The sequence below is a fragment of the Buttiauxella agrestis genome (assembly GCF_900446255.1).
Taxonomy (GTDB): domain Bacteria; phylum Pseudomonadota; class Gammaproteobacteria; order Enterobacterales; family Enterobacteriaceae; genus Buttiauxella; species Buttiauxella agrestis.
This window is the reverse complement of the sequence record NZ_UIGI01000002.1, coordinates 236,162-249,014: the sequence shown is the minus strand read 5'-3', so window position 1 is coordinate 249,014 and position 12,853 is coordinate 236,162. Positions and strand designations below refer to the sequence as shown.

9 protein-coding genes and 3 pseudogenes are annotated in these 12,853 nt (G+C 46.2%); 5 read left to right on the top strand and 7 right to left on the bottom strand.

Annotation, left to right across the window (positions count from 1 at the left end):
• Nucleotides 1–248 precede the first annotated feature (248 nt).
• A pseudogene (locus DY231_RS24875) lies at nt 249–576 on the bottom strand (IS6 family transposase); the annotation flags it as partial.
• 172 nt (nt 577–748) lie between these two features.
• Between DY231_RS24875 and DY231_RS24870 the strand changes: the two are divergent.
• Nucleotides 749–931: pseudogene (locus DY231_RS24870) on the top strand (DDE-type integrase/transposase/recombinase); the annotation flags it as partial.
• Nucleotides 932–993: 62 nt separating this feature from the next.
• Here the strand turns inward: DY231_RS24870 and DY231_RS24865 are convergent.
• Entirely contained in the window at nt 994–1,707 is a 714-nt protein-coding gene (locus tag DY231_RS24865; protein WP_115632150.1) for a helix-turn-helix transcriptional regulator, read from the bottom strand.
• A 278-nt stretch (nt 1,708–1,985) separates the two neighbouring features.
• On the opposite strand from DY231_RS24865, the gene DY231_RS24860 reads away from it, so the two are divergent.
• From DY231_RS24860 to DY231_RS24845, 4 genes and pseudogenes are all read left to right on the top strand, one after another.
• Nucleotides 1,986–4,298: a glycoside hydrolase family 18 protein gene (locus DY231_RS24860; RefSeq protein ID WP_115632149.1), complete on the top strand. Its 2,313-nt coding sequence runs from the start codon at nt 1,986–1,988 to the stop codon at nt 4,296–4,298.
• Between the two features lie 88 nt (nt 4,299–4,386).
• Nucleotides 4,387–5,070, top strand: coding sequence for an acyl-homoserine-lactone synthase (locus DY231_RS24855; protein WP_172588758.1), 684 nt, complete (start codon nt 4,387–4,389; stop codon nt 5,068–5,070).
• A 58-nt stretch (nt 5,071–5,128) separates the two neighbouring features.
• Nucleotides 5,129–6,139 carry a chitinase gene (locus DY231_RS24850; RefSeq protein WP_115632147.1) on the top strand — a complete coding sequence of 337 codons (1,011 nt, stop codon included), beginning with the start codon at nt 5,129–5,131 and terminating at the stop codon, nt 6,137–6,139.
• Between the two features lie 98 nt (nt 6,140–6,237).
• Nucleotides 6,238–7,275 (top strand): annotated as a pseudogene (locus DY231_RS24845) (IS630 family transposase).
• Between the two features lie 125 nt (nt 7,276–7,400).
• On the opposite strand, the gene DY231_RS24840 reads toward DY231_RS24845, so the two are convergent.
• The 5 genes from DY231_RS24840 to DY231_RS24820 are packed head-to-tail and all read right to left on the bottom strand — an operon-like array spanning nt 7,401 to nt 12,848.
• Entirely contained in the window at nt 7,401–8,066 is a 666-nt protein-coding gene (locus DY231_RS24840; protein ID WP_115632146.1) for a fimbrial biogenesis chaperone, read from the bottom strand.
• A gap of 1 nt (nt 8,067) precedes the next feature.
• The gene (locus DY231_RS24835) at nt 8,068–8,589 is read right to left on the bottom strand and encodes a fimbrial protein (RefSeq protein ID WP_115632145.1); all 522 of its coding nucleotides are present in this window, start codon (nt 8,587–8,589) and stop codon (nt 8,068–8,070) included.
• Entirely contained in the window at nt 8,589–9,113 is a 525-nt protein-coding gene (locus DY231_RS24830; RefSeq protein ID WP_256682737.1) for a fimbrial protein, read from the bottom strand. The genes DY231_RS24835 and DY231_RS24830 overlap by 1 nt, the downstream gene beginning before the upstream one ends.
• A 10-nt stretch (nt 9,114–9,123) precedes the next feature.
• Nucleotides 9,124–10,230 carry a fimbrial protein gene (locus DY231_RS25280; RefSeq protein WP_172588757.1) on the bottom strand — a complete coding sequence of 369 codons (1,107 nt, stop codon included), beginning with the start codon at nt 10,228–10,230 and terminating at the stop codon, nt 9,124–9,126.
• The gene (locus DY231_RS24820) at nt 10,230–12,848 is read right to left on the bottom strand and encodes a fimbrial biogenesis usher protein (protein ID WP_440898616.1); all 2,619 of its coding nucleotides are present in this window, start codon (nt 12,846–12,848) and stop codon (nt 10,230–10,232) included. The genes DY231_RS25280 and DY231_RS24820 overlap by 1 nt, the downstream gene beginning before the upstream one ends.
• Nucleotides 12,849–12,853: the final 5 nt, after the last annotated feature.

Sequence of the window (12,853 nt, the reverse complement as noted above, 5' to 3'; positions counted from 1 at the left end):
GAATAAAATGGAGTCACCGTTCATGGTTAACGCCGGTTTCTCACTGAAATTCTAAGTCAACGAGTATTCATACCCCCCTGTTATATACAACTGGTAGCGGGTTTTCTGCTGGCTGGAATTTATCTGCAGCCCTGTGCCAGCTGTGATTTGCGTTTGTTCTGGTGACTCGCCTAATATCCTCATTCTTTGACGGCGATTATGGCGAGAAACCAGTCTGGACAGACTATTCCGGTCCAGCTCACCCTTCGGCAGTTTCAGGAAATCAATGGTCTGGCCGTTGCTGTCTACAGCCCGGTACAGATATTTCCACTGGCCTTTAACTTTTATATAGGTTTCGTCCATTCGCCAACGGCGGCCCACAGGGTGTTTACGTCGACGAAACGCCTTATCCAGCAAGGGGACGAGGCGGATAACCCAGCGATAGAGGGTGGAATGGTCAACGAGAATACCCCGCTCTGCCATCATATCTTCCAGATCCCGCAAACTCAGTGAGTAAGCCAGATACCAGCGGACACTGTGGGCAATAATATCGACAGGGTAATGCAGGCGACTGAAGGCTTTTCGGATCAGAGACATGGTCAGGCAACATCATAAAAAAACAGCATGTTACCTGTTAGCGCCTTAATGCGACAGAACGGGAAAACCCGCTACCAGTTGTGGCAGTGAGGGCAATGAACAGTAACGCTGGTCACAGGAATATCTTAAAAGGCGGCATTATACACCAGATAAACTAATTGGAGGCATTACTCTGGAGCAGGACCACCGGAATATCAAACGGTGAACCCGATCGATGCAGGGATTCAAATCATTCCGACGTGCGCAGACGATTCTGGCTGATATGGAATTAATCCACATGATACGGAAGGGTAAATTTCAGCATTCAGCTGATGAAGGATTGTCGCCGGCGGAACAGTTTTACCTGTTGGCTGCCTTAAAAGTAATCCGCGTGACTTTTGCTGGTTTGCCTGCGCTAATGCGACAAATCCATTCAGACTATGTAATTATTTTCACGCGCATGGCTTTCGTAATGGCCTGCACTCTGTTTTTCGAATCAAGTTTAGCCATGCAGTTATTAACGTGAAAAATAACCGTTCTTTCTGAAATCGAAAGTATTTTACTTATCTCCCAGTTTGTTTTCCCTTCAGCCACCCATTGTAAACATTCCTGCTCCCTTTTAGTCAGCCTAGGTATAATTAGCTGTTTGCTGTTCATGGTATTGATATATGCCTGTGAGGAATCATTCAGTTTTTGCAAATAAATATACATCATACCAATTGTGCTAACAGAATCCTTTCGAGAGATGAAAGCATCATTATTACGGACAATACTCAATACTGAAAGGTAATCCTCGTTCAATGGCAATGATACCGAATAACCAAAACGCACACCATGTTTCTTGGCACAATTAAGAAATCTATTGTCTATTGATAAATTAACACTACTCCATATATATGGACACTGATAATTTCTGGCTTTAGCTAAAATAGGATCTATTTTATGAAACTGATACTCAGTATAGTGTTTTTTCCAAAGAAAATTAAATCCATTTAATATAAAAAAATCATTACCATTGCGTGGGGAAACAACGTAAGCGTAGCTATCAAATTTTATTGAAAATAACCAACGATAAATATCATCTTGAATGTGTTCATTAATAACCTCGTTGAGGTCGATGAAGTTAGTATGAAAATCATTGTTATCATTCATATATAAACATCATAGTTATTAATTGTATACATCCAAGTATATGAATGCTGAAAACACTGTCAATAGTTATTGAATTGTCTTACCTGTTATTAAAGGCAGGTTTGTTAACTTGTTAAGTTTACTTTTCATAAGTCACTGTTTTATAACCACAAAGCAGAATTTACTTTATTTGCAAAATTAGCCAAAGAAGCCAGGATAGTTAACATCTTTCTGCGAAAAGAGACTCCGAAATAAATTCATAAAGAATAGTTTCCACTCACAATTATTAAGGATTGTTTATGTCCAATATTACTAAGCCCGATGCAACTACAGATGAGTCCTACCAACTTGATAATTTTGACTCTGCAACTGATTCAGAGAAATTTAGCTACACTTCTGCCCGTGTCGCAAAACCTGTTTACAATAAATACAATACAGTAGGACGTCCGAAAGTTTTCGGTTATTACACAGACTGGTCTCAATACGATAGCCGCTTAGAAGGTAAGCAAGAGCCCGCTTCTGATCGCGGCCGTGGCGTAGATCTAACACTGGTTTCACCAACTGCATTTGACAAACTCATCGTAGGTTTTGCTGGAATTATCGGCGACCAGGGGGAGAAATCTTCGGCAATAGCGAAAGGTGCATCAGATTTCGGCATTAATACGCAGGATGGCTCAGTCACATTTCTGGATGTTTGGGGTGATGCGCAAAGTTACTTGAACAATGGTTTTCCGAATTGGGTTGATATCCCCATGCCTGATGATTTTCAGCAGGATAAAGTACAGGGTGTGTTGGGTGGCTTGCGTGATTTACAAAAGAAAGCCAAAGCTCAGGGCCATAATTTAATTCTCTCTTTCAGTGTCGGTGGATGGACCATGAGCAATGGTTTTCACGATATGGCTAGAGATTCACAGCAACGAACCCGCTTCTGTGCCAGCATCATTGACTTGTTTAAACGCTTCCCAATGTTCACTGCGTTGGATATCGACTGGGAGTACCCTGGTGCTGCGGGGAATAATAATCCTTACAGTGATGATGACAGTGTTTATTACATTCTCTTGATGAAAGACTTACGAGCAGCCTTTACCAATGCAGGTTTAGGCAACACTGAAATTAGTATTGCTTCATCAGCAGATCCTACAATTCTTGCCAAATCAGACGTTCCCGGATTACTTGCGGCAGGTCTAAACGGAATTAACCTGATGACCTACGACTTCTTTGGTACACCCTGGGCTGCCTCTCTCAATCATCACACTAACCTGCATAAAACAAATGAAACGACCTGGGGAGTTGATGCTGCAGTGGATTACCTCATTTCTGTCGGTGTCGCGCAAAGTAGCATTAATATTGGTTATGCGGGCTACACACGTAACGCCCGCAATGCAGTAATCACTCAGCCTTCACCGCTAATTGGTACGTATGAACCAGGGTCGGGCACTACGACAGGTTCCTTTGAATCTGGTAGTACTGAATGGTACGACATCATCTATAACTACTTGGACCTTGAAACTCAAAAAGGTAAAAACGGTTTCCAGCTTTATACCGATGAACTTGCCGATGCCGACTACCTTTACAATACATCATCGAAACTGTTTTTGTCTCTGGATACTCCACGCACAGTAAAAGCCAAGGCAGAATATGCGCGTGAAAAAGGATTAGGCGGCGTTTTTACCTGGACGGCAGATCAGGACAATGGCCTATTGGTCAATGCTGCACGTGAAGGGCTCGGTGCGCCAATCGTTAATCAGGTCATTGATATGACACCGTTTTACTTTAAAGGTGTCAATGTCAGCCCCGACCCAATTGACCGTGCTCCAGTAGCACAAATCCAGGGGCCCAAAAGCCCAGTGTCACCGATTGCTGAGCTCACTTTCGATGGCAGCCATTCCTATGACCCAGACGGTGATCCGATAACTTGGCAGTGGAATGTTCCGGCAGGGCTAAACGTGTCGGGCAATCTGACGGATCAAATAATTAAGTTACGTGTGCCTGCTACGGGTTACCAAAGTAGCTACACCGTTTCACTGACCGTCTCAGATGGCACAAAGTCCGGCTCCGATAGTTATACATTCCAGGTTGCAGGTGGAATTAATCAACCACCGGTCGCCGTAGTAACAGGTAATGAAACGGTTGCCAGCGGTGCTACAGGCACACTAAACGGATCTAATTCTTACGATCCGGAAGGACAACCATTAACCTTCTTCTGGACACTACCAGCCAACGTAACAGCAATCTCATTGACAGAGAAAGTTTTGGCGTATACCGCACCAACAGTTTTAGTCAATCAACCTTTGGTTTTCAAATTGATGGTTACGGATGCCGGTGGTCTCAGTGACACCGTTTCATATGACATTGTTGTTCAGACGGCTTCCGCTTACCCACAGTGGGATGTAAATACTGTGTATAACGAAGCAGATCGCGTCAGTTGGAAAGGTAAAAACTATGCAGCTAAATGGTGGACACAAGGTACCGAACCTGGCACGCAAGACAGTGCCGGTGGCGATCCATGGCTCCTGCTGGGCAGTTTACCTGGAACAAATCAACCTCAATGCCCGGACGTGAAAGGCGGTTGCTGTGCCCCAAGAGGACGAAATCCTGGCCGTAATCGGTAACTGACTGACCCGATATTATAAAATAAATATTCCGGGCCAGAACTCATCAATATGAGTGCGGGTTGAAAGAACCGCACTCTCATCAATCGTGAATGAAAAGGCAAAAATGGTGCCAGTAAATAATATCATGCAGCCGGTAGAAACCGTACATCCAGCAATGAATATTCATAATAAAAATTATGCTGACCTATCGAAGCCTTCAGCATATGGTTGTATTTCAGGTGAACGCAAATATCATGATCTATTGTTATCAGTATTTCAACTACGACATCGAGTATTCAAAGAACGCTTGCAATGGGATGTTTCCAGTATAAACGGTCATGAAATAGATAAGTTCGACATCCATGATACCAAATATATTATCACTACCGATACTGAGAGCAATGTAAAAGGTTGTGTTCGAATCTTACCTACAACGTCACCTTATATGCTGAGTGAGATTTTCCCTTTTTTATGGCAAAGTGAATCTCCTATTCCTTGTTCAGCATCCATCTATGAACTTTCACGTTTTGCCTTCGAGAAAGAACAGTCGGTGAAAGGATATGGATTCTCATCTTCGGTAATCAAATTACTCCGAAATTTGATTTTATATGCAAAAGATAAAAAAATTGAACAATTTATTTTTGTTACCACCACAATAATTGAACGAATGCTCAAAATTCAGGGTATTTCTATTGAAAGGATTGGTTCAGAAATATCAATGCGTAATGCAAAAACCGTCGTAACAATAATGAATATTAATAGCCAAACAGAAAAATCCATTTTTGGATGAAGTGAAGGTGTCAAAGAATAAATATACATCAACCATATCATTTCAACCAGGAAACATTATGTCTAATTTATATACTCCGTATATTGATGTTACGATTAATGCTGAATGGAGTGATTGGGAAAATCACCCACAAGGAAGACCGAATCCAATTTATTATGAACGAGCACTCAAATGGAAAGTTGATGGATTAGTTTTTGGTTTTTTGACACTTGAAGAATCTTCAAAAACCCCTTGCTGGGCCGCCAGTTCGGCGATGCCTCTTGATTGGGCGGTTCCACTGGCACAAGAACTCAATAGTGCTGGCTTACGTGTAATTATTTCGTTTGGTGGCGCCTCCAATTCTGATATTTCCACCCATTTTAATGCAACAGAGCTGGAGGAAATTTATGTCTCCACAATTGAGCTTTATGGTGCAAGTGGGTTAGATTTCGACCTGGAAAATAGTCTCTATGATGCAGCAAAGATTTGTCTCGCATTAAAGAATGTCGCCATCCGTAAACCGCATGTTGCGATCAGCTTTACCCTTCCCACTTTACCGACAGGATTGAACCAGAGCGGTGTAGACATTCTGAAACTGGCTAAAAAAGAGGGGATTGAGTATGGTGTGAATGGAATGGCTATGGATTATGGTGATCCTTATAATAACCCTGATACTGCGACTGATATGGGTAAAGCTGCCGTTGATGCAGCACTCAGCATAAGTAGACAATTAGCACCAATCTACCCAGCATTGAATACCGCAGAGTTATTAGCCAAAGTGGCTATCACTCCGATGATAGGTCTTAATGATGACGGGAGCATGTTTAAGCTCGATGATATCAATACACTGACTCGATTTGCGCAAATCAACCCCCTCAAGTTCATAGGTATCTGGTCTTTTAATCGAGATAATCCCTCCGGATATACCTATGTTGATCTTGAAACTAGCAGCAACCCAGAACAGAAAGTACCAGGTGAATATTCCGAGCTTTTCATCTCAGGGCTTACAGCCATCTCCAAATCAAATGCAAGACCACACAGCGGTCGGGCATATTTTCAATTGCACCCTGGAACTAAAAATCGAAGATAAACACTAAATAGCTGCGCCTAATAGTAGATCACTAAAGGGAACTCAATCCGGTTTGAGCGATCTGATCAATCGCCAAACATCACAAACCGGACTGAGTTATGCCGATCATAGCACCTATACCTCGTAATGAACGACGCCAGATGCACAAAGCCGTGCACAAAACTGCGGATAAAAACCACGCCAGACGCCTCATGGCAATGTTGATGCTACATCGTGGCGAATCTTTGACTCAAGTAGCGAAAACTCTGTGCGCAGCCCGTTCTTCCGTCGGGCGCTGGATTAACTGGTTCACTTTATTTGGGGCTGAAGGCCTGAAAAGTCTACCTCCCGGACGTCAAAGAAAGTGGCCTATGGAAGCAATGCTACGCATGCTCGATTTACTGGTTCAACGTTCACCACAAGATTTCGGCTATCTGCGTTCTCGATGGAATACTGAGATATTAACGATTGAAATTAATAAACTATTTAATGCGACGTTACATCCAGGCTCGCTTCGTCGCTGGTTACCGGGGGCTGGGATTGTCTGGCACAGAGCGGCTCCGACACTCCATATTCGTGATCCTCACAAAGAGGAAAAACTGGTAGCGACGAGTGCAGCGTTAGAAAAAAACTGTGCCGATCATCCCGTATTTTACGAGGATGAAGTGGATATCGATTTGAATCCAAAAATTGGCGCTGACTGGCAGAAAAAAGGGCAGCAAAAACGCATCCCAACGCCAGGACAGAACCAAAAGCATTACCTTGCAGGAGTGCTGCATGCCGGGACAGGAAGAGTGGATTATGTGAATGGCACAAGTAAAGACTCAGGTTTACTTATCAGGATGTTAAGTCAGTTGAGAAGCACATATCGCAGTGCAAAAACGCTCACGCTAATTGTTGATAACCATATCATCCACAAGAACAAAAAGATGCTGAAATGATTGAAGGGGAATCCAAAATTTATTGTTATTTATCAGCCAGTTTACTCACCGTGGTTGAACAGGATAGAGATTTTATGGCTGGCATTACATGAAACAATCACGCGTAATCATCGCTGCCGGACAATGTGGCAGTTACTGAAAAATGTCAGACAGTTTATGAAATCGGCTTCACCTTTCCCCGGCAGTCAACACGGGTTAACAAAAGTGGAGCGGTAATAGACGCAGCTATTTAGCCCCCGTCATGTATAAAATAAAGTTGAGCATAAATATAGAAACCGGAGAAATTCGATTTCTATATTTTTTGGTGATACACCATCACAATTTGCGGTGCCGGGTGGGTATTAATGTGAAGGGAAATGGGCTTGTTGAAGCGGGGTCAGATTGGCGGTGTCATCCAGCGTTTGCCATTGCAACTGGCACACTTCACCACGCGCACAGACATTAAATTGCTCCTGGCCGAAAGGTGCCAGCATTTCCACAATGGGAATATCACGCTGGTTAATGCGCAACTGACTCAGCGTAATGTAATACGGCGTGGAGTTGTTGATAACTAATCCGTTCTCGTTCTGGTGCCATGCTATCTGTTGGTAGGCGGTTCTGGCATTGGCCTGTAGCGCGTCCGGGCGGTAGAACAGTTTAAAGCGCGAACGCAACGCAATTTGTAAAGAGTGAGGTTGCGGTTTGCCGGAAGGAATTGCCGCAATACTGATATAAAACAGGCTTTCGCGGTCGTCGGGTAAAGTGCCGTCGGTACGAATTATCCGCACCGCGTTTTCATGCCCGGCTTCCACAGCAAATAATGGTGGGGTTGCGATAAACGGCACCGCACCACTGTCTGCTGTGATTTGGGTTTTGATCAAAAATGGCAGGCTGCCGGTGTTTTTTACCTCAAGCGACAGTGTGTTTTGGTGCTCAGGGAATACAAAACGAGTGCCACCCACCACAACTCCAGCTTGCGCCTGAGTGGTGATGAGGATCCACGGCAGTAAAATAAGCGTCTTTTTCATATTATTGATACGTCAGGGTGAAGGTGACGCTGGCCGAAGCAGTCCCTGCGGTAATTACATCGCCAAGGGTCATATAGCTGGCGTAGAAGTTCAGCGTATTACTTCCCCCGCCAGAAATAATGGGGTACTGATGGCTTTCACTGTTAATAGCAATCGTATTTTTCTGGTCATCCATTATGTTGATGCCTAAGCCAGTCGCCGCACCAGTGACGTTATCAATCGCGACCAGTGCGGGATTTCCCTTTGCAGGTGTACCATCAAATTGTACGCTGACACCGCTGACGGCATTCTCACAGTTAGTCAGGTTGAGGGCAAAATGGATAGGAAAACTCTGCTTATCTTTCTGGCTAAATTCGTGGCTGTTTATATTTCCCAAATCCACCTGTAAATTATTGTTGTCCAGCACACAAGTATCACTATGAATTTTTCCGGTGATATTAATTGTTCCGGGACCGGCTTCATACGCCCATAGTGAAGGGGACAACGTTATCCCGAGTGCGGCGAGAAAAATAAAGAGTTTCATTATTGATAATCCATATTGAAATAAAGCACTGCATTAGCATTACCGGCGACGACCGGTAGCGAAACGGCTTTATAGCGCAGGGAAAAGTTCAGGGTATTATCACCCGGGGATATTGGGTAGCGAACCGGGTTAAGGCTGTTTATCGCCAGCGGGATTTTATTACTGTCGAGTAACTGCACCGCTACTCCTTGCGCAAGATTACCCGTCCCAGTGGTGTCGGACAACGCCAGCAGGCTGGAGTCACCGCCCGCCTGCGCGGTGCCGGTAAAGGTGACTCCCGCAGTTTTTATTTCTGGCGAGCATTTACTTAATAGTATTTTAAAGCTTTTGTCAGCACTGACGCTGCCGACAGAGTTAAAGGTACCCACGGCAAAATCACCGATTTCAACATTCTGAGTCAGATTGTTGGCGTCAATGTCACAGCTTTCTTTCATTATTTCGCCAGACATGATCAGGTTCACGTGGCCCAAATCGGCAAGCGTTGAGCAGCTTGCGAGCAATAACAGCAAAAGTGTTTTCTTCACTTAATTGTCCTCAGGCAAAGTCGATGCGAATGTAGGCCTGAGCCTGGAAAAGTCCGCTGGCAGGAGTATTTCCTGTCGTGCTGACCGGCACTGCTTTAAACGTCACCGTAGCTTCAGAGTTTTCATCGACACTGAATGGTACCAGACCGGTGTTGGGCAACAGCAGGTGCCCGCTGTCATCGAGGATTTCCACGCCTACGTCCGGGTTATTGGTCTTGATTGCCTCCGGCGTCTGCGCAGAAGGTTCGCTCTGAATGCGCAGAGTTAAGTTCCCAAAGGCGGGTATGTTATTGCACTTGATGGGCACCTTGACGGTTTGCGGGGGGGCGTTAGTGGGCCGCTGACCTTTAGTGGTGAAATCCCCGGCCCACATCTGGCCAAAGTCGACGGTCACGATTTGTCCGGCGTTGATTTCACAATTCTGCGGGGCGGTGACGACGCCGTTGATATAAACAGAAGCCATCGGGGTGCCACCAAAACTCCCAGACGTTACGGAACCATAGATATCCAGAAGCTTGATATTGTTGACCAGGGTAGAGCCGATAAACGGTTTTGCAATATATATCTTTATTCTGCCTTTTGACCCCGTACCAAAAGCGCCATACCCGCTTGGGGAACCTTTACAGGCCCCTGGATTAGTCGGGTTCTTACCTCCATTTGTGAGCGAGGATAAATTATTTTCATTAGTCCAGGGGGTAGGTTTATAAGAGTTTACAGCCCCAGCCACCCATATATCACTTGCAACTTCAAGGTAATCGCTAATTTTGAAAAACTGATACTCGCCGTCGGTATGCCCCGGCATCAGGGATGACATAGTGCGATAAAATTTATCATAATAAGTTGGCGAAAGATTCTCTGCTACGGGGTCACAATCACATGTTGCTATATACGTTCCCCCCAAATCCCAATTGTATGCCCGAGGAAATAAAAAGCCCCCCACGTTCTTGTTGACGTCGAGTATGGTTATGTTGCCGAAATTATAATGGTACTGTTGAGCGCTACCCTCCGGCGTGCACCATCCGGTATAGGCATGCGCGATGTTCGTGACACCCAGCAATAAGCCGATGATCAGCAGACCTTTTCGCAGCAGCGTTACAAGGGTGAGATGACATTTCATTATTTGCACTCCGCCGTAAACTGGCTGATCGGTTTTTTCATTTCACTTTCCGGTAACTGATAATGTACTTTGCATTTTTCGTGGGCCTCGCTGCCCCATTGCACGGTTAAATCACCGGTTAATGGCACGCCCATTAAATAGACTTGCCCACCATCGCCGACAATGGTGTTGCTTTCGCTATCGCCACGACCGACAGTGGCACCAAAGGGCACCGGTTTTTGGCCGTGCATTAGGGTGATGAGAGCACGTAGTCCGGCGTGGGCTTTGAAATCTGCCCGGACCAGCGCACCTTCGGTCGGCACCACATTAACGACGGCGTTATCTAAATCAATTTTATCGCCCAGCGTATCGGTATTAAGCGCAATGCGGTTTTGACGATAAGTGGTGGCATACGGGATCACCGCGTAACCACGCCAGTCGGTTTTCACGCCAGTGTTGTTTTCGACATCCACTCCGTCAGCACCTGGCGCACGGATCAGCACATTGGTGCTGCCAAGTGGCTGGCTTAACGTAAGGCCATTTCTGTGCAGCACCATGCCGCCGCTAATACCATAATTCACCTGCTGATAGCCGCCGCTGTAGTTGTAGCCGACGTTGCTGTTGCCGTAAGTGCCTTGATAATCGAGTGAGGCCGAGCCGTTGGCTCCGTCGCCGTGGTTGCCGTAACCCTGCTGTACGCTGTAATTCAGGTTGTTGTCTTTAAGCAGCGTGCCGCTAATCCCGGCACTTTGCGTCATCTTGCCGTGGGAATCGGTATTGTTGTTATAGGTAGCATAAGCATTATTAGGTGAACTGTACGAGTCGCTGTTATTACCGCCCGCAGACAACCATTTACCCAACGGCAAAGACATGCTCAATGCGAATTGCTTGTCGGCGTCCGGTTCGCCCTGCGCCTGGTTATAGCTGTAGGTCAGGTTGAAATTGATGTCGTGCCAGTTGCCGCTGTAACCTACTTGTATCAGGGTATCGGTGTCACTGGTGTTCCAGTAACTTTGCTGGCTGCCGGTGACAAATACGGAGCCGTAGCTGCCGATTTGCTGCGAGACGTTAAGTTGAATTTTGCCGCGCTTGCTGTAATAGAGGTTGTAGTAATCGGTCCAGTCCGGGGTGAAATCTTTTTCGCTGCCGTCATCGTTATACGTGTAGCCATCCATCCGGTTATAGGTGGTCTCATCCAGAGTATAAAAGCCCTGGGTAGAATAACGGTAGCCGAGCAATTGGAAGTTAGTGCCGGTGGAGTTCATCGACTTGGCGTACAGGAAACGCAGTGACTGCCCGCTGTGGGTGCTGTCATCCGGCAGAGTGCTGTTGGCCTGAGTAATATCCATCGAAAGCGCGCCGATCTCGCCCAGATTCAGGCCAGCACCGAGCGCTTCTGCGGCGTAGTTTTCTGCATACTGGATGCCACCATAGGCAGTGATGCCGTGCGGCAACCCCCATATGAGCGTACCCTGGGCCAGCTTTTCGTCACCCTGATCGCTGTTGTTGGTGTGGTACTGGCCCACGGTCACAGAGTATTTCACCCGGCCTTCGCGTTGTAATACCGGCACGGCGGAATAGGGCACGGTATAACTGCTTTTACTGCCGTCCGTTTCGGTGATTTCCACGTCCAGGTCGCCACTTGATGAGGTCGGGAACAGATCGTTAATTTCAAACGCCCCCGGCGGCACATAGCTTTGATAGATGACGTAGCCGTTTTGTTTAATCGACACTTTGGCGTTACTTTTCGCAATTCCACGAATGGTGGGTGCAAAGCCGCGCAGGCTGTCGGGCAGCATGTTGTCATCAGAGGCCAATTGCGCCCCGCGAAACCCGATGCTGTCGAACACGTCAGAAGGGGTGTAGCTGTCGCCGAGGGTCAATTCACCTTTGAGGGGGATCACGGTGCGTTGCAGATAAGTGCTGACGTGCTGCCATTCATGCGTCGCTTCGCCATCATCGCTCGTCGTGTAGCTGCCGGTAGAATAATCATGTAACCGCCAGGGCCCAACATTGAGCGTGTTTTGCAAGTTCAGGTAATAGCTGTTTTCGCTGCTGTCGCCCCAGCTATTGCTGCCGGTAAATGCATAGTTGGTTAATAACGCATTAATTCCTTCATCCCACTGTTCTGGCGGAATATAGCCGCGAGCGCTTTGTTTGAGCGAAGCCTGCGGCAAGCTGATATCCAGGCGCTGCTTTTCAAAATCAAAGTCGGCCCGTGAGCCAGGAATGGCATCGGCTAACGGCACACAACTCTCGGCGGAGAGTTTTTCCAATGCCGGGAAGGCGTTGAGTGCCAGGCCTAATTGCTCTAATCGTTTTTTTGTCAGGCAGGCAGTCACATTGCCATCTTTCTCTTTGGGCGCAATAAACTCGATATCTTCCATTGAGATATAGGTGTCGTTGAGATAAACCTCTACGCGATATTTGCCTGGTGCCTGACCGTTGCCTTTTTCATAACGTGATAAATCAGCAACCGCCGAAGCGTCGCCAGATAAAAAAGCCGGATTAAAATAGTTATCCGCCATCACGCAGGGTGAAAATGCCAAAGTCAGGAGTACCAGGATGCACGAATGATTGCTCGTACTCATCATGCTTTGTGCGATAGGGTTTAGCGTTGCATCCATTCTCCGGATCATTGCTG

What these genes read in the sequence shown, in the direction of transcription:
- DY231_RS24860 (WP_115632149.1), top strand. Translation starts at nt 1,986, where the DNA reads ATGTCCAATATTACTAAGCCCGATGCAACTACAGATGAGTCCTACCAA.
- DY231_RS24865 (WP_115632150.1), bottom strand. Translation starts at nt 1,707, where the DNA reads ATGAATGATAACAATGATTTTCATACTAACTTCATCGACCTCAACGAG.
- DY231_RS24820 (WP_440898616.1), bottom strand. Translation starts at nt 12,848, where the DNA reads ATGATCCGGAGAATGGATGCAACGCTAAACCCTATCGCACAAAGCATG.
- DY231_RS24835 (WP_115632145.1), bottom strand. Translation starts at nt 8,589, where the DNA reads ATGAAACTCTTTATTTTTCTCGCCGCACTCGGGATAACGTTGTCCCCT.
- DY231_RS24850 (WP_115632147.1), top strand. Translation starts at nt 5,129, where the DNA reads ATGTCTAATTTATATACTCCGTATATTGATGTTACGATTAATGCTGAA.
- DY231_RS24840 (WP_115632146.1), bottom strand. Translation starts at nt 8,066, where the DNA reads ATGAAAAAGACGCTTATTTTACTGCCGTGGATCCTCATCACCACTCAG.
- DY231_RS25280 (WP_172588757.1), bottom strand. Translation starts at nt 10,230, where the DNA reads ATGAAATGTCATCTCACCCTTGTAACGCTGCTGCGAAAAGGTCTGCTG.